Origin of the sequence: Streptomyces sp. NPDC007971 (assembly GCF_042958635.1) — a bacterium.
In the GTDB taxonomy this organism is placed as follows: domain Bacteria; phylum Actinomycetota; class Actinomycetes; order Streptomycetales; family Streptomycetaceae; genus Streptomyces.
The window spans coordinates 172821-189121 of the sequence record NZ_JBIBJK010000002.1 but is presented as its reverse complement, the minus strand read 5'-3'; the positions used below and the strand labels follow the sequence as shown (position 1 = coordinate 189121).

Here is a 16301-nt window from a genome sequence, read left to right as displayed (position 1 = left end):
GTACCGCCTCTTCCCCGCCGCTCGGAGCCGCTGCGCCCGCCCCGTCGGCTACCGTTGACCGGATGAGCCCCGAGGCCCACTCAGCCCCCCGGTCCCTCGCCGAGTCGCTCCGTATGAGGGACGACGCCTCGCTGGCCGCGCTGCTGCGCAGCCGACCCGATCTCATCACCCCCGTCCCCACCGACCTCACCCAGCTGGCCACCCGCGCGGGCACCCGCGCCTCGGTGCTGCGCGCGCTGGAGCGGCTGGACCGGTTCGCGCTGCAGGCCGCGGAGGCCCTGGCCGTGGCCCCGGACCCGGCGTCGTACGGCACGCTCCTCGGCCTGATGGCGGGGGACGCCGGGGACGAGACCGTGGCGGACGCGCTGCCCCGCGCCGTCGGCACCCTGCGCGAACAGGCCCTGGTGTGGGGCGACGACGAACGGATGCGCCTGGTGCGCACCGCGCGGGAGCTGCTCGCGCCGTCCGCGCAGCACCCCTCGCCGACCGGCCTCGGCCCGACCGTGCAGGAGGCCACCTCGGGCATGTCCCCGGGGCGGATCCAGGAGATCGTCGCCGCCGCCGGGCTGGCCTCGACCCACGACTCGGTCTCGGCGGTGACCGCGCTCACCGGCCTGTTCTCGGACCGGAAGAAGATGACCGCGCTGCTCGGCGAGGCGCCCGAGGCCTCCCGCGAGGTCCTGTCCCGCCTGGTCTGGGGGCCGCCGTACGGGCAGGTCACCGCCGACCCCGCCGCCCATCTGCGCTGGCTGCTGGACCGGGGCCTGCTGCTGCCGACCGCCCCGGGCACGGTCGTCCTGCCCCGTGAGGTGGCCCTGCATCTGCGCGAGGGCCGCGCCCACCGTGCGCCCGAGCCGCTGCCGCCCGCCGTCGGACCGGACGCCACCCACGCCCCCCAGGTGGTGGACGCCACCGCCGCCGGACAGGCGTACACCGCGCTGGCCACCGTCGAGGAGCTGCTGAAGGACTGGGACGAGGGCGGCCCGGCCGTGCTGCGGGCCGGCGGGCTGAGCGTGCGGGACCTGAAGCGGACCGCCGTCGCCCTGGACGTGCCGGAGCCGGTCGCCGCCTTCTGGGTCGAATTGGCGTACGCGGCCGGCCTGCTGGCCTCCGACGGCGAGGCCGACGAGCGGTACGCGGCCACCCCCTTCTACGAGGAGTGGCTGGAGCGGCCTCCCGCCGAGCGCTGGGGCCGGCTCGCCGAGGTCTGGCTGTCGGCCACCCGGACGGCGGGACTGGTCGGCGGGCGGGACGCGAAGGACCGCGCGTTGTCCGCGCTGGGGCCGGGACTCGACCGGTCCGCCGCCCCCGAGGTACGGCACCGGGTGCTGGCCCTGCTGGCCGCGCTGCCGCAGGGAGCGGCCCCCCGCGCCGAAGCGGTGCTGGCCCGGCTGCGCTGGGAGCGGGCGCTGCGCGGTCAGCAGCAGGACGCCGGGGACGACGATCTGCGCTCCCGGCTGGCCCGCTGGACCCTCTCGGAGGCGGAACTGCTCGGTGTCACCGGTCGCGGGGCGCTGTCCGCGCACGGGCGGGCGCTGATCGGCGCGTCGAAGGGGGCATCGGCCGCATCAGTCACATCAGCCTCATCAGTCACGTCGGCATCGGCCCCATCAGTTGCCTCGGCCGCATCAGTTGCCTCGGCCGCATCGGCCGGCGCGGCCGCCTCCGCCGAGTCCTTCGGTCCCGGCGACAAACTCCCCGTCCACCACCGTCCCGCCCCTCCCGTCGAGCCCCGTTCGCCCGCAGAGCAGGCCGTCGACACCGCCGCCGCTGCCCGCCTTCTCGCGCCCCTGCTGCCCGAACCCCTCGACCATGTGCTGCTGCAGGCCGACCTGACGGCCGTGGCACCCGGCCCGCTGCGGCGTCCGCTCGCCGACACGCTCGACGTCCTCGCGGACGTCGAGTCCAAGGGCGGCGCGACCGTCTACCGCTTCACCCCGGCCTCGGTCCGGCGCGCCCTGGACGCCGGCCGGGCCGCCGCCGACCTGCACGCCTTCCTCACCGCGCACTCCCGTACGCCGGTCCCGCAGCCGCTGGCGTACCTGATCGACGACGTGGCCCGCAAGCACGGCCACCTACGGGTGGGCGCGGCCTCGGCGTACGTGCGCTGCGACGACGACGCCCTGCTGAACGAGATCCTCGCCGACAAGCGGGCCGCCGCCCTGCGGCTGCGCCGTCTCGCCCCGACCGTCCTGGCCGCCCAGTCGGACCCGGCGGCCCTGTTGGAGGGCCTGCGCGCGATGGGCTACGCGCCCGCCGCCGAGTCCGCCGAGGGCGACGTGCTGATCACCCGCGCCAACGCCCACCGCACCCCGCCGCGCACCCCGCCCGAGCCGGTGCCGGACGGCCCGCCGCCGCCCGACGCCACGCTCCTGTCGGCCGCGATCCGTGCCATCCGGGCGGGCGACCTGGCCGCCACCGCCCCGCGCAAGGCGGCCGGGTCCACCGGGGCCGCGGGTGCCCCGCTCGCGGGCGGCGAGCTGCCCCGCACGTCCTCCGCGGAGACCCTGGCCACGATGCAGGCCGCCGTGCTGACCGGCGGGTCCCTGTGGATCGGCTACGTCAACGCCGAGGGCTCGGCCAGCCAGCGCGTCATCGCCCCGATCCGCGTGGAGGGCGGCTTCGTGACGGCGTACGACCACACGGCCGACGAGGTGCGGACATATCCGCTGCACCGGATCACCGGGGTCGCGGAGCTGGCGGACGATTGAGGCGGGGACCCCCCCTGCCGCTGTTCCGGACCGGCCCCCGCGCCGCTGCCCCGGACCGGCACCCGCGCCGGGGCACGTGGTCACAGCGCCCGGAGCGATCATCCGCAGCCCGCCTCGAGAGCGTCCGAGACCGGGACTGCGGAGCCCCCTTTTCGGGCTCCCGCCGCGTGCTGGTGGGCCCGGACGACGGTGGAGTCGACCGACACCAGCCAGTCGATGTCGCCGACGGCGGCTACGGCGATGCGGCAGCCTTCCGGCTGGGTCTGGAAGAACGCGGGCTCGGCTATGTGGTGGGCATCTCCACCACGACCACCGCCCAGCCGGAAACGGCACGGCCGCACACCCCGCCTTATGACGGTCGCGGCCCACGGCCTCAGCCCGCCTACCCCGAGTCGGCGCAGACGGTGAAGAAGCTGGTCATCGAGGCAGGCAAGCGGGCCGCCAAACCGGTGCAGTGGCGGGAAGGCTCCCGGCCCGGCAGCGGCCGCAGCGGTGTGAAGCGCATGTACTCACGGTTCGTGGCCCTGCGCCTGCGGCCTGCCGGACGCGAGATCCGCAAGGCCGCCGACGGCCCGGAACTGCCGGTGCGCCGGCTGCTGGCCGAATGGCCCGCCACCGAGCCTGCACCCGTCCAGTTCTGGCTGTCCAACCTGCCCGCCGACACCCCGCTGGCCACCCTCGTGCGTCCGGTTGTCCCGTTCCCCGTTCTGTCCTGAGCCACCGAAAGTCAGGGGCCTGCTTCATCTCGCGGTAGTCGTGCTCGATGCGCCAGCGCACGCCCTCGGCGGCTTTCGCCTCAGTTCCGCCTCCTGGGACCTGGCAGAGTCCGTCCCCACGCTGAGGACGGCACTGTCCGAGACGGACGGGGACGCCCTCTGCGAACTCATTGCGGAGACAGTTGAGTTCACAACCCGCGACGGTGCGGCGCTGTCGTATTGCCGCCCATCTATCAAGGTCATCGGCCCTTGGCACAACCCCGACCAGCACGCCGCCTGACCTGAACACCGACAGCGGCGCCCCCACTCGTCCGTCCGGTGGGGGCGCCGCTGCGTGTGTCCGGTGACGTCGGCGTCAGCCCTGGCTGTCAGCCGCCTCGGTCTCCTGTTCGCTCTCCTTCGCCGCTGCCGCCCGCCGCATGTGCCCCTCTTCGCCGAAGTACACCGATAGACGTGACGTGTCCAGCTTCTTGCCGCCACGCCGCGCGGGTGCCACCTCCACATAGCCGCCCGCGTTCAACAGCAAATCTCGTTTACCGGCCACGTCCGAGCGCTTCCACTGCTCGGCATGCGTCTCTCCGGTCGGCTCCGCCTTCACGCCGCCGGGCTTCGCCGTTCGCTGCCTCTCCTTCAGGCTCGCCAATCGCTCTTCCAGCTTGGCGTACTGCTCCGCGTACCGAATCGCTCCGTCGTCGCCCCTGAACAGGCCCCGGTCGTAGCGATCCTTTTGCAGATCGGCCAACGCTTCCGCGGCCTGCCTGATCTGCGGGCGGAAATCCTCGCCCGCTTCCTGGACCATCCGCATCACGGCGAGGTGCCCGTACTTCGCGAGGAACTGCTCGGTGACGTACTCCTCGGAGGTCACCCCTGCCACGCTCGGCCCGTAGCACTTCACTCCTGGCTTCTCCTCCCCCTTGGCTGCCCGCTGGCGGTACTTCAGAGGGCCGATGCACCGGTACCGAAGCTGACCGTTGCGCCCGCTGAAGGTGTACATGCGCTCGCCGCAGACTCCGCAGTGCATGATGCCGCGCAGCAGCGACGTCCCCTCCCGGCGCTTCTCACCGGGGTTGGCCCGGCGCTCCAAATCGTCCTGGAGCGCCTGCCAGGTGTCCGTGTCGAGGATCGGCGGCCGGTTGACCAGCGGTAGGCCGTCCGTCCGCAGGATCGGCTTTCCGTCCTCGATGACCTGGCCGAGCAACTGGGGGTTGCCCAGCAAGGTCCGCAGCGTCGTCGTGTACCACTGCTTGGAGTCGCTGCGCTTGCCCGTGGTCTGGCGTGAGGAGTGGCCGGGCGACGGGACGCCCTCGTTGTTGAGGTCGTTGATGATCTGCATGAGCGAGTCCTTGGACAGGACCCGCTCTACGATCCGCTTGATCGTCTTGGCCTCGTCCTCGTTGACCGCAAGGACCTTGCCCGCCCCGCTGGGGTTGGGGACGACCATGTACCCGTACGGGACCCGACCGCCGGTGTAGCGGCCCTCGCGGCGCAGGTGCTCGTGCGCGCTGGACACCCGCATCCCGATGGTGTCGGACTCCAGCTCGGCGAAGACCGCGATCACCTTTGCCATGGACCGGCCCATGGACGACGTGAGGTCGAGCGGCTCCGTCGCCGACGCGAGCGCAACGCTCTGGTGCTCGGCGAGTCTCATGATCTCCGCGAAGTCGACCGTGGAGCGCGCAAGCCGGTCGATCTTGAAGAACACGATCACGTCCAGCTCGGCGAGCCTGGTCAGGATGCGTTGCAGTCCCGGCCGGTCGAGCCCGCGCGAGAAGCCCGAGACATCGATGTCTTCCTCGGCGGCTACGACCTCCCAGCCGCGTGCCTCGCACAACGCTTCACAAGCCGCGCGCTGGCGTTCCGGCGAAGTCGTCTCGTCTGTTTCGCGCGATAGGCGAACATAGATAGCGGCGCGCATCCCCGGCGCGCTGGCCGGGACGCCCTTCCGGCGTCGGGCACGGGGCATAGCCCGTGCTGTGACAGGCGTTGCTTCTGTCATGAGACGACCTTATCTCCGGAGGTATGTGTGTCCTGCCTAATCGTCCAGTCGGACAAGACCCTGCTGCTTGAGGTCGACCACGAGCGGGCCGACGACTGCCGTCGGGCCATCGCGCCCTTCGCCGAACTGGAGCGGGCCCCCGAGCACATCCACACCTACCGGGTCACACCGCTCGGCCTGTGGAACGCGCGGGCCGCCGGGCACGACGCCGAGCAGGTCGTGGACGCACTGGTGCAGTACAGCCGGTATCCGGTGCCGCATGCGCTGCTCGTGGACATCGCCGAGACGATGGACCGCTACGGGCGGCTCACCCTCAGCAAGCACCCCGCACACGGGCTGGTCCTCACCAGCACCGACCGGCCGGTGCTGGAGGAGGTGCTGAAGTCCAAGCGGATCACACCCCTGGTCGGCGCCCGCCTCGATCCGGACACCGTCGTCGTGCACCCCTCCGAGCGCGGGCAGATCAAGCAGATGCTGCTGAAGCTCGGCTGGCCGGCCGAGGATCTCGCCGGCTATGTGGACGGCGAGGCGCATCCCATCGAGCTGCGGGAGGACGGCTGGGCGCTCAGGCCGTACCAGAAGCAGGCCGTGGAGAACTTCTGGCACGGCGGGAGCGGTGTGGTCGTGCTTCCCTGCGGTGCCGGAAAGACGCTGGTGGGTGCCGGAGCCATGGCCGAGGCGAAATCCACCACTCTCATCCTGGTCACCAACACCGTCTCGGCCCGGCAGTGGAAGCACGAGCTGGTGAAGCGGACCTCGCTGACCGAGGACGAGATCGGCGAGTACAGCGGGACGAGGAAGGAGATCCGCCCGGTCACCATCGCCACCTACCAGGTGCTGACGACCAGGCGGAAGGGCATCTACCCGCACCTGGAGCTGTTCGACTCCCGGGACTGGGGTCTGATCCTCTATGACGAGGTGCACCTGCTTCCCGCGCCCGTCTTCAAGTTCACGGCGGATCTCCAGGCCCGGCGCCGCCTCGGCCTGACCGCCACCCTGGTCCGCGAGGACGGCCGCGAGTCGGACGTGTTCTCGCTGATCGGTCCCAAGCGGTTCGACGCGCCCTGGAAGGAGATCGAGGCGCAGGGCTACATCGCGCCCGCCGACTGCGTCGAGGTCCGGGTGAACCTGACCGACTCCGAGCGGCTGGCCTACGCGACCGCCGAGACCGAGGAGAAGTACCGCTTCTGTGCCACGACCGCGACCAAGCGGAAGGTCACGGAGGCGATCGTCCGCCGGTTCGCCGGGCAGCAGATCCTCGTCATCGGCCAGTACATCGACCAGCTGGACGAGCTGGGGGAGCATCTGAACGCCCCCGTCATCAAGGGCGAGACGTCCAACGCGCAGCGCGAGAAGCTCTTCGACGCGTTCCGCGAGGGCGAGATCAGCGTGCTCGTCGTCTCCAAGGTCGCCAACTTCTCCATCGACCTGCCCGAGGCCACGGTCGCCGTCCAGGTGTCCGGCACCTTCGGCTCCCGGCAGGAGGAGGCCCAGCGCCTCGGCCGCGTGCTGCGCCCCAAGGCCGACGGCCACCAGGCCCACTTCTACTCGGTCGTCGCCCGCGACACCATCGACCAGGACTTCGCCGCCCACCGCCAGCGCTTCCTGGCCGAGCAGGGCTACGCCTACCGGATCGTCGACGCGGACGAGATCCTCGCCGGCGGCACCGGCTGAGCCACCGCGAGCGCCGTCCCCGCCAGGAGCGCCAGGGCCAGCAAGGGGTACGGCGCGGCGAGCGGCTGCTGCCACCAGGGCAGATGCAGGTCGCGGTCGCCCGCGTGGGGGATCAGCCACAGGGTGCGGGCGGTGAAGAGCGCCGCCGTCAGGGCCGCGAGGCGGGGGCGTGACCGAGCCAGGAGCAGTGCGATCAGCGGTACGCACCACACCCAGTGGTGGGACCAGCTGATCGGGGAGACCAGCAGGGCGGTCAGAGCGGTCAGCAGGATGCCGAGGCCGTCCTCGCGGGCGCGGGCCGCCAGGCCCAGGCCCGCCGCCGCCACGGCCACCGCCGGAAGGGCCCAGGCGAGGCCCGGCGCCGGGTCGTGCAGCGCGCGGGCCACCAGGCCCTGCAGCGACTGGTTGTCCACGATCCATGGCTTGCCCACCCTTCCGGTCTCGTAGAGGCGTCTGGTCCAGAACTCGGCGCTGGCGGAGGGCAGGAGCAGGGCGCCGAGGAGGACCGTGGCGGTGAAGGCGGCTGTCGCCGTGGCCGCCTCCCGCCGGCGTCCGCTCAGGAACAGATGGGCGATGAAGATCGCCGGCGTGAGTTTGATCCCCGCCGCCAGGCCGAGGGCCAGGCCCCTGGTGCGGGTGCGGGGGGCGCGGGTGAGGTCCCACAGGACCAGGCAGGCGATGGCCAGGTTGATCTGGCCGAACAGAAGCGTCTGGAAGACCGGTTCGAGCCAGAGGGCGAGGGCGGTGGCCGTGCACAGGAGGGGCAGGGACAGCGGGCGGGAGGCCAGGCGGGCGGAGAGGGCGACGAGGCCGGCGAGCAGGAGCACATTGCCCGCCAGGAACACCGCTTTCAGGGCCGCGACCGGGATCCAGGCCGTGGGCACGAACAGGACCGCCGCGAAGGGCGGGTAGGTCGCCGGGAGCCGCCACTCGGTGACCGTGAAACCGTAGAGGTCGCCGCCGTGGGCGACGGCCGCGCCCTCGGCCCGGTAGACCAGCAGGTCGGCCATCGGGGCCCGCTGCAGGACGCACAGGGCGGTGAAGGAGCCGAGAGAGACCACGAGGAGGAGCAGGGACAGCAGGGCAGGGAGAGGCGTCACCGTCCGTTTCCGCACGGAGGTGACCCTATGCCGTTACTTGCGGTGTATGCCTGCTTCCTCGCCGTACTCGCCGAGGATCACGACGTTGAACGCGGCCTCCACGAACACCTTGACGGCGCGCAGGGCGTTGCCCAGCGGGTGGTGGTGGGGGCCGTCCACGGCGGTGGCACCGGACGGGGGCCGGACAGGGGCTGGAGAGACGGTTGCTGCGCTCATGTCTCCATGGTGGAACGTCGGGTATCGATCCGGTATCGGTCTCCGGGTCCAATTCCGCGGACCTCCGCGTAGATCTCCGGGTGGACCGCACCCCTCCACCGGTAGTGCCATGCCCCCTAGGGGACGAGGCCTCCTGGCCGGTGGGCAGGGGTGCAGGGGCGGCGGTCGGAGCCTCCGGGCCTGTGGACGGAACATACAGGGTCGGCGGACAGACCCTCCAAGGCCGCCGGACAGACCCTCATGGCCGGCGGACGGTCCCTCCGGGGCCCGGTGCGGGACACTCCACGGAAATTCGTTGGCCCCCTCCCGGCCACTTCACCTAAAATCTCCGCTCTTGCCCGCCTCCTCATGGAGAGCCGCCGTCCGGCCGGAAACCGGACGGCATTCGTCACAGCACGCTCGCTCCGCACCAGCAGGCCGACCGGAGGCACCCCCTTGTCCACGCGCGCCCACGAACCGCTCGACGCCTCCCCCGCGAATCCCCTCGCCCGCGAGCGCTCCCACCTCGGTGCGTCCCGGGCCGCCCTGCGCGCCATGCGCGAGGACGTCGAGGCGCTGGACATCCGCGACGTCACCGCGAACTGGGTCAACGCCGAGGTGCTCGCCCGCCAGATCGACGACCGCATCAAGGCGCTCGCCGACCTCAGCGACACCCCCCTCTTCTTCGGGCGGCTCGACTACCAGCACGCCCCGGGCGCCGAGCAGGCCGAGGGAGCCGAGGGCGAGAGGTTCTACATCGGGCGGCGGCACGTGCACGACGCCGACGGCGACCCGATGGTGATCGACTGGCGCGCCCCGGTCTCGCAGCCGTTCTACCGTGCGTCCAAGAAGGACCCGATGGACATCGGGCTGCGCCGCCGCTTCGGCTACACCGGCGGCGACCTGACCGCGTACGAGGACGAGCACCTGTCCGACCCGGCCGGTCCGTCGGAGGCCGCCACCACCAGCAAGCTGCTCCAGCAGGAGATCGAGCGGCCCCGCGTCGGCCCCATGCGGGACATCGTGGCCACCATCCAGCCCGAGCAGGACGAGATCGTCCGCAGCGGTCTGGGCGGGACCGTGTGCGTGCAGGGAGGCCCGGGCACCGGAAAGACCGCCGTCGGCCTGCACCGGGTCGCCTACCTCCTCTACGCCCACCGGGAGCGGCTCGCCCGCACCGGCACGCTCGTCATCGGCCCGAACAAGTCCTTCCTCCACTACATCGAGCAGGTCCTCCCGGCCCTCGGCGAGCTGACCGTGCAGCAGGCGACCGTGGACGACCTGGTCGCCCACGTGGAGGTGCGCGGGACGGACGACGCGGCCGCCGCCGTCGTCAAGGGCGACGCCCGGATGGCCGAGGTGCTGCGCCGGGCCCTGTACGCGCACGTGACCATGCCGACCGAGGCGGTCGTCGTGGTGCGCGGTTCGCGGCGCTGGCGCGTTGCGGCCCACGAACTGGAGGACATCGTCCGCGAGTTGCTGGACCGGGACATCCGCTACGGCGCCGCCCGCGAGGCCCTGCCGCAGCGCATCGCGCACACGGTGCTGGTGCAGATGGAGCGGGCCGGGGAGGCGCCCGACGACCGGGTGCAGGACGCGGTGGCCCGCAACAGTGCGGTCAAGGCCGCCGTGAAGGCCCTCTGGCCGGCCGTCGACCCGGCGAAGCTGGTGCTGCGCCTGCTGACGGAGGCCGACTTCCTGGCCGCGCACGCCGAGGGGATCCTGGACGAGGACGAGCAGAAGACGATCCTGTGGGCCAAGCCGGTGCGCAGCGTGAAGTCCGCGAAGTGGTCGTCGGCCGACGCGGTGCTGATCGACGAGGCGACCGACCTGACCGAGCGCACCCACTCGCTCGGGCACGTCGTCCTGGACGAGGCCCAGGATCTCTCCCCCATGCAGTACCGGGCCGTCGGCCGCCGCTGCACCACCGGCAGCGCGACCGTCCTGGGCGACCTGGCGCAGGGCACGACCCCCTGGGCGACCCGGAGTTGGGACGAGGCGCTGGCCCATCTCGGCAAGCGCGAGGGGATCATCGAGGAGCTGACGGCGGGTTTCCGCGTCCCCACGGACGTCATCACCTACGCCTCCCGCCTCCTCCCGCACATCGCGCCCGGCCTCACCCCGGTCGCCTCGGTCCGTGAGAACCCGGGCTTCTTCGAGGTCCGCACGGCGACGGAGACGGCCGAAGTGGTCGCCGCCTGCGAGGAGTTGCTGCGCAACGAGGGTTCGACGGGCCTGATCGCCGCCGACGCGCGCGTCCCGGCGCTCGCCGAGGCCCTGACGGCGGCCGGGATCACCTGCCTGGCCCCGGGCGAGGAGACGACCCGCGAGACCCGCCTCACCCTCGTCCCGGCCTCCCTCGCCAAGGGTCTGGAGTACGACTACGTGGTCCTGGACGAGCCCCGGGCGGTGGTGGACGGCGAGCCCGACGAACGCACGGGCCTGCGACGCCTGTACGTGGCGCTGACCCGGGCAGTGTCGGGGTTGATCGTGACGCATGCGGCGCCGCTGCCCTCGCAACTCGCCGAGTAGGGTGCTGAGCCGTTCTGTCATGTCCCCTTGGGAAAGGCCCGCGTTGACCTACCCGCCGCAGCCCCCGCCCCAGCAGAGTCCCGGGTCCTACCCGCAGGCACCTGGCCCGTACTCGCAGGGCCCCGGACCGTACCCACAGTCTCCCGGACCGTACCCGCAGGCTCCTGGGCCGTACCCGCAGGCACCCGCCCCGTACGCGCAGGCACCTGGGCCGTACCCGCAGGCACCCGGACCGCATGCGCCCGGCTCCGCCTGGCCGCCGCCGCAGCAGCAGCCGTACGACGGCGGGATGCCGATGGGCGCGATGCCGGCGGGCGCGATGCCGATGGGCGGGGTGCCGGCGGGGTGCCAGCTGTGCGGGGCGTCGCCCGCCGCGCCCGTGTCGGTCCGCGGCCACCAGGGCATGCTGGTGATCATGCGGTTCCTGCGCCGGCAGGGGACGTTCTGCCGCACCTGTGCGCTGGCCGTCTTCCGGGACATGCAGGCGGACACCATGATCCAGGGCTGGTGGGGACCGCTGTCGGTCCTCATCACCCCGTTCACGCTGCTGGTCAACCTCGGTGCCCTGTCGGGCATCAAGCGGATCCCGGAGCCGGTCACGGCCGGCTGGCGGCCGCCGCTGGACCCGGGCCGGCCGGTGTTCCGGCGTCCGGCCGGTCTCCTGGCCCTCGTCCCGCTGACCGGGCTCGCCCTGCTGGTCCTGGCCGTGCCGATCCTCATGCTCATCGGTCTGGTGGCCGGGCCGAGCGGAAGTGACGACACGAGCAGCCACCCGACCCTGAAGGTCGGCTCGTGCGCCCTCAACAACGACGACTGGCCCCACCAGGACCTCGCACCGGTGTCCTGCGACTCCGCTCTCGCCCAGCTCCGGGTCACCGACCCGGGGACCGGCTCCTGTCCGTCCGGGGACTATCTCGCGTACCCGGAGTACAGCAGCAGCGGCGACAAGACGCTGTGCCTGCACCCGCTGAAGTAGGGCCGTGCCTGCGATGGCCTCAGGCGGACTCGCCGTCCAGCGCCGCACGCCACTGTGCGACCGCCTCCGCCGAGACCGGTCTGTCCCAGCCGTGCGGACGCGCCGACCCGCCGATGTGGAAGGCGTCGATGCCGGCGCGGCGCAGAGCGGGGACGTGGTCCAGGCGGAGGCCGCCGCCGACGAGGATCGTCTGCTCGTAGCCGGGCTCGCCCTGCCGGGCCGCCTCGGCGAGCAGGGTGGGCAGGCCCTCGTCCACGCCCTCGGCCGCCCCGGCCGTGAGGTAGGTGTCCAGGCCGGGCAGGTCGGCGAGCTGCTTGCGCAGGGCGTCCCGGTCGGCGGCCCGGTCGATGGCCCGGTGGAAGGTCCAGCGGCAGCCGCCGAGCGCGCCGACGATCCGCTCCATGGCCGCCAGGTCGGGCTCGCCGTCCGCGCCGAGGAAGCCCAGCACGAACTGATCGGCCCCGGCCTCCCGCAGCTCGCCCGCCACCCGGACCAGACGCTCGACGTCCTCGGGGTCTCCGGCCGCGAACCCGTCCGCCGGCCGCAGCATCACGCGCAGATCGATGCCGACGGCGGCCCGGATCCCGGCGACGGTGGCGGCGGACGGGGTGAGCCCGTCGGCCGCCATGTCGGTGACCAGCTCCAGCCGGTCCGCGCCTCCGGCCTGGGCGGCGACCGCGTCCTCGACGCCGAGGGCGATCACCTCCAGGACTGCACGCTTGCTCATGGCACCCCATTCATCGGCCGACTACAGGTCTAGTCTAATTCAAGACTACGCCTGCCCCGCGCCGGCCCGGGCCACGCCTCACCCGAAGATGTTCAGCTCCCCCGCCGCCGCACCCACCAGCTCGTACGCCGCCCCGTCCAGCGGACGCCCCGAGTACAGCCGTACGAGGGTGGCGGCGTCGCCGATGTACCGGGCGGGCGGGCCTCCCGCCCGCGCGGCGCCCAGCCGCAGCGGCTCGTCCACGTCGTCGAGGTCGGCGTGCAACGGCGTGTGCTCCCTCTCACGGGTGACGCGGGCGAGCAGGGTCAGAGCGTCCGGCAGACCGGCCCCCGCGTACGCCCCCGGCTCACCGAAGACGTCCCGCACGTCACCGGCGTGCACCCTCCCCCACTGCCTCAAAGGCGTGGGGGGACCCCCACCCCAGCGCGATCATGTCCAGCACCCCGCCCGCCTTGGCGATCACGGGCCCGGCCTCGGTCATCCCGCACTCCAGCTCGTCCACGACCTGCGCGTTCGTCCAGCCTGCCCGCTCGGCGACGTCCCGGTCGTTCGACTCGGGCGAGAACACCCCCTTCTCGAACCGGCTCTCCACCACCCGCGTCAACGCGGTGGAACAGTGCGCCAGCACGTCCCGCACGGTCCACCCCGGACAGGCGGCGGTCGGCAGCGCGAAGTCCGCGTCGGGGCGCGAACGCAGCAGCGGTATCAGGGCGTCCCGCTCGACGGACAGCAGCCGGCCGGGAGGTTCGGGGTCACGTGCTTCCTCTGCGTGAGTCATGGAAACCACGCTAGGGGCGACGCCGGGCACACGTCACGAAGGAATCGCCCCCCGCCGCGGAGGATCGAAAGGCCCCGTCGCGAAAGAACGGACCTCGTCGCGAAAGAACGGACCTCGTCGCCAAATAACGGAGGCACCCGTCACGGAAGCGCGAAATAACGGAGGCACCCGTCGCGAAGGAACGGAAGCACCCGTTACGGAAGAGCGGACACACCCGTCGCGAAGGAACGGAAGCGCCCGTCAGGGAAGAACGGACGCACTCGCCCCCGAAACAACGGAAGCACTCGTCGCGGAAGAACGGAAGAATGAGCGCATGGCCGACCTCGACGCCCTGCGCCTCCGCTTCGCCCGCGCCCTGGAGGGAGCCCGCGCCCCCGGCGGCGGCCCCGACCCCGCCCCCTACGCCGGCAACCTCCTCACCCGCTGGCAGGAGCCGCAACGTCACTACCACACGCTGACCCACCTCACCGCGGTCCTCGACCACATCGACGTCCTGGAGAAGCACGCGGCCGACCCGGACGTCGTACGCCTGGCCGCCTGGTTCCACGACGCGGTCTACCTCCCCGACCGCTCCGAGAACGAGGAGCGGTCCGCGCACCTCGCGGAGCGCGCGCTGCCGGAGGCCGGCGTGTCGGCGGCGAGGACGGCCGAGGTCGCCCGCCTGGTCCGCCTCACCGTCACCCACGACCCCGCCGACGACGACCGCGACGGCCAGGTCCTGTGCGACGCGGACCTCGCGATCCTGGCAGCGCCCCCGTCGGCTTACGCGACCTACACCGCCGAGGTCCGCCAGGAATACCACTTCGTCCCGAACGACGCCTTCCACGAGGGCCGCGCGGCGATCCTGCGCCAACTCCTCGGCCTGCCACACCTGTTCCGCACGCCGCACGGCCGCGAGCACTGGGAGGCAACCGCGCGCTACAACCTGACGACGGAACTGGAAATGCTGTCGGCCTGAGGCGAACCTCCCGGCCCCGAGCGCCATGCACGGCTTGGGTGGACTCAGGCCGCCTCGCGCTTCAGGGGCGCGATATCCGGCCGAGCCGGAAATGCCGTCGCCACGGGTGAGCCCACGCCGTACTGTGCGCGCATGCGACCGTTGAGCGGGGACCAGGTGGACGAAGCCGTTGCGGGGTGCGTGGCGGCGCTGCGGGCGGCGGTGGACCGGGACTGGGAAGGCGTCAGGGCCGGTCGGCTGGAGTGGAGTTGCCGCAGGGCGGCCGAGCACATCGCCGACGACATGATCGGCTACGCCGGCCGGCTCGCCGTCGGCGCCCAGGGCCGTCTCCCCTTCGGCGTCAGCATCCAGGAGGACACCGACAACGCCGGTGTGCTGGACGTGATCCGGTCGACCGGCGCCCTCCTCGCCGCCACCGTCCGTGCCGCCCCGCGCGGGGCCCGCGCCTTCCACCCGTACCCCTTCGGCAGCGCCGACCGCGAGGGCTTCGCCGCGATGGGTGTCGCCGAGGTGCTGCTGCACACGTATGACGTCGCCCTGGGCCTGGGGCTGCCCTACGAGCCGTCCGAGGAGCTCGCCGAGTCCGTCCTGACCTCGCTCTTTCCGCATGTGCAGCCCGGCCCCGCGCCCTGGCCGACGCTGCTGTGGGCGACCGGCCGCGGGGAGCTGCCCGGCCGGGCGCCGGTGACGGACTGGCGCTGGCGCAACAACCTGGTCATCCCCGCCGAACGCCTCACCCTGACCGGCATCCGCCCGGCCGCCGCCCGCGATCTGCGCCTCGGCGGCGACGGCGGCTTCGAGTGGCTCGACGGCGAGCCGTACGAGGGCACGCGGGAGGCCTCGTCCTCCATGGTGAAGGCGTATGAATCGGGCGTGCACCGGCCCGAGTTCGGGATCTTCGCCCTGGTCCGGCACGAGGACGGCCGGGCGATCGGGGGCATCGGCTTCCACGGTGTCCCGGACGAGGAGGGCCGCGTGGAGATCGGCTACGACCTCGTGGAGGGCGCCCGCGGCCGGGGCTACGCCACCGAGGCCCTGGGCGCCCTGGCGCAGTGGGCGCTGGCCCGGGAGGACGTCGACATGGTGTTCGCGACGATCGAGCACGCCAACATCCCCTCGCAGCGCGTGGTGTCCCGGGCGGGGTTCACCCGGGCGACCGTGGACGAGGAGCGGATCGCGCAGGACGAGTACGACATGGAGGCCGGGCTCCTGCTCTACATCCGCCGCGCCTGACACACCCGCCCTGCACGTCCGGTACGCCGCCGCGCCGCTACGCCCGCCGCGCCCGGCGCCCCTTGCGCCTGCGCAGTCCCGACGCCTGGAGCAGCCGCACCACCTCACGGCTGCTGACCTGCACCGCCCCGGCGGCCACCGCGTCCGCGTACCGGTGGGACGGGAGGTCGTAGTGGTCGCGTTCGAAGGCCCGGCGGGGTACGCCCAGCTCCTCGGCGAACAGGTGCAGTTCGGCGTACGACGCATCGCTCACCAGGTGCGACCACATGCGCCCGTGGCCGGGCCAGGTCGGCGGGTCGATGTACAGCGTCACGGGCGCCTCACGAGGACGCCGTCCCGCCCGCGGCCCGCCCCAGCCCGCCCACCGCGGCGACCTTCACCCCCGCCTTGTGGCACACCCAGTGCGGATCGGGGCCCAGTTCCGGCTCCACGTCCAGCGCGTGCGGGTCGCCCGAGCCGCACACCGGGCACAGCGGCCAGCGGCCGTACCGCTCCAGCAGGGCGTCCTGCACGTCCTGTGCGACCAGCCCGGCCACGTAGTGGGCGCCCTGCGGCCACTGCTCGACCCACCAGCGCCGCTGGGAGACGGAGTCCTCGACCATGGAGACCACGTCCGCCTCTGCGACGCCGCCCGCGATCAGGTCGGAGAGCACCAGCGCGCGGGCAGCGTGCAGCGTCTGTTCAAGCGGGCTCAGGGACTTCATG

General features: G+C 72.7%; 13 protein-coding genes and 2 pseudogenes. 7 read left to right on the top strand and 8 right to left on the bottom strand.

Going from position 1 to position 16301, the window contains the following annotated elements:
• Positions 1 to 62: 62 nt before the first annotated feature.
• Positions 63 to 2711, top strand: coding sequence for a helicase-associated domain-containing protein (locus ACFZCP_RS04630; protein ID WP_391424001.1), 2649 nt, complete (start codon positions 63 to 65; stop codon positions 2709 to 2711).
• A 105-nt stretch (positions 2712 to 2816) separates the two neighbouring features.
• Here the strand turns inward: ACFZCP_RS04630 and ACFZCP_RS04625 are convergent.
• A pseudogene (locus ACFZCP_RS04625) lies at positions 2817 to 2947 on the bottom strand (IS5/IS1182 family transposase); the annotation flags it as partial.
• Here ACFZCP_RS04625 and ACFZCP_RS04620 point away from each other — a divergent pair.
• Positions 2885 to 3427, top strand: a complete 543-nt coding sequence (locus tag ACFZCP_RS04620; RefSeq protein WP_391424696.1) for a transposase — start codon at positions 2885 to 2887, stop codon at positions 3425 to 3427. The pseudogene ACFZCP_RS04625 and the gene ACFZCP_RS04620 overlap by 63 nt on opposite strands.
• 355 nt (positions 3428 to 3782) lie before the next feature.
• Here the strand turns inward: ACFZCP_RS04620 and ACFZCP_RS04615 are convergent, their stop codons facing one another.
• Positions 3783 to 5423 carry a recombinase family protein gene (locus ACFZCP_RS04615; RefSeq protein ID WP_391423999.1) on the bottom strand — a complete coding sequence of 547 codons (1641 nt, stop codon included), beginning with the start codon at positions 5421 to 5423 and terminating at the stop codon, positions 3783 to 3785.
• 27 nt (positions 5424 to 5450) lie between these two features.
• On the opposite strand from ACFZCP_RS04615, the gene ACFZCP_RS04610 reads away from it, so the two are divergent.
• The gene (locus tag ACFZCP_RS04610) at positions 5451 to 7097 is read left to right on the top strand and encodes a DNA repair helicase XPB (RefSeq protein ID WP_391423997.1); all 1647 of its coding nucleotides are present in this window, start codon (positions 5451 to 5453) and stop codon (positions 7095 to 7097) included.
• Here ACFZCP_RS04610 and ACFZCP_RS04605 read toward each other — a convergent pair.
• Together ACFZCP_RS04605 and ACFZCP_RS04600 are read right to left on the bottom strand one after the other, a co-directional pair.
• A complete protein-coding gene (locus ACFZCP_RS04605) occupies positions 7049 to 8212 on the bottom strand; it encodes a glycosyltransferase 87 family protein (RefSeq protein ID WP_391423996.1) in 1164 nt (387 codons plus the stop codon). The genes ACFZCP_RS04610 and ACFZCP_RS04605 overlap by 49 nt on opposite strands.
• An 18-nt stretch (positions 8213 to 8230) precedes the next feature.
• The gene (locus tag ACFZCP_RS04600; protein WP_391423995.1) at positions 8231 to 8413 is read right to left on the bottom strand and encodes a hypothetical protein; all 183 of its coding nucleotides are present in this window, start codon (positions 8411 to 8413) and stop codon (positions 8231 to 8233) included.
• 435 nt (positions 8414 to 8848) lie between these two features.
• Here ACFZCP_RS04600 and ACFZCP_RS04595 point away from each other — a divergent pair, with 435 nt between their 5' ends.
• Positions 8849 to 10924 carry a UvrD-helicase domain-containing protein gene (locus tag ACFZCP_RS04595; RefSeq protein ID WP_391423994.1) on the top strand — a complete coding sequence of 692 codons (2076 nt, stop codon included), beginning with the start codon at positions 8849 to 8851 and terminating at the stop codon, positions 10922 to 10924.
• A 289-nt stretch (positions 10925 to 11213) separates the two neighbouring features.
• Positions 11214 to 11900, top strand: a complete 687-nt coding sequence (locus ACFZCP_RS04590) for a hypothetical protein (RefSeq protein ID WP_391423992.1) — start codon at positions 11214 to 11216, stop codon at positions 11898 to 11900.
• Positions 11901 to 11919: 19 nt separating this feature from the next.
• Here the strand turns inward: ACFZCP_RS04590 and ACFZCP_RS04585 are convergent, their stop codons facing one another.
• Both ACFZCP_RS04585 and ACFZCP_RS04580 read right to left on the bottom strand, forming a co-directional pair.
• Complete coding sequence (locus ACFZCP_RS04585; protein WP_391423990.1) at positions 11920 to 12627, bottom strand: copper homeostasis protein CutC; 708 nt, start codon at positions 12625 to 12627, stop codon at positions 11920 to 11922.
• 78 nt (positions 12628 to 12705) lie between these two features.
• Positions 12706 to 13405: pseudogene (locus ACFZCP_RS04580) on the bottom strand (maleylpyruvate isomerase family mycothiol-dependent enzyme).
• A 313-nt stretch (positions 13406 to 13718) separates the two neighbouring features.
• Here ACFZCP_RS04580 and ACFZCP_RS04575 point away from each other — a divergent pair.
• Positions 13719 to 14363 carry a hypothetical protein gene (locus tag ACFZCP_RS04575; protein ID WP_391423988.1) on the top strand — a complete coding sequence of 215 codons (645 nt, stop codon included), beginning with the start codon at positions 13719 to 13721 and terminating at the stop codon, positions 14361 to 14363.
• A gap of 132 nt (positions 14364 to 14495) precedes the next feature.
• Positions 14496 to 15596: a GNAT family N-acetyltransferase gene (locus ACFZCP_RS04570; protein ID WP_391423987.1), complete on the top strand. Its 1101-nt coding sequence runs from the start codon at positions 14496 to 14498 to the stop codon at positions 15594 to 15596.
• Positions 15597 to 15633: 37 nt separating this feature from the next.
• On the opposite strand, the gene ACFZCP_RS04565 is transcribed toward ACFZCP_RS04570, so the two are convergent.
• Both ACFZCP_RS04565 and ACFZCP_RS04560 read right to left on the bottom strand, forming a co-directional pair.
• The gene (locus ACFZCP_RS04565; protein ID WP_362681444.1) at positions 15634 to 15909 is read right to left on the bottom strand and encodes a DUF4031 domain-containing protein; all 276 of its coding nucleotides are present in this window, start codon (positions 15907 to 15909) and stop codon (positions 15634 to 15636) included.
• A gap of 7 nt (positions 15910 to 15916) precedes the next feature.
• A complete protein-coding gene (locus ACFZCP_RS04560) occupies positions 15917 to 16300 on the bottom strand; it encodes a hypothetical protein (RefSeq protein WP_391423986.1) in 384 nt (127 codons plus the stop codon).
• Between the last annotated feature and the right edge of the window lies 1 nt (position 16301).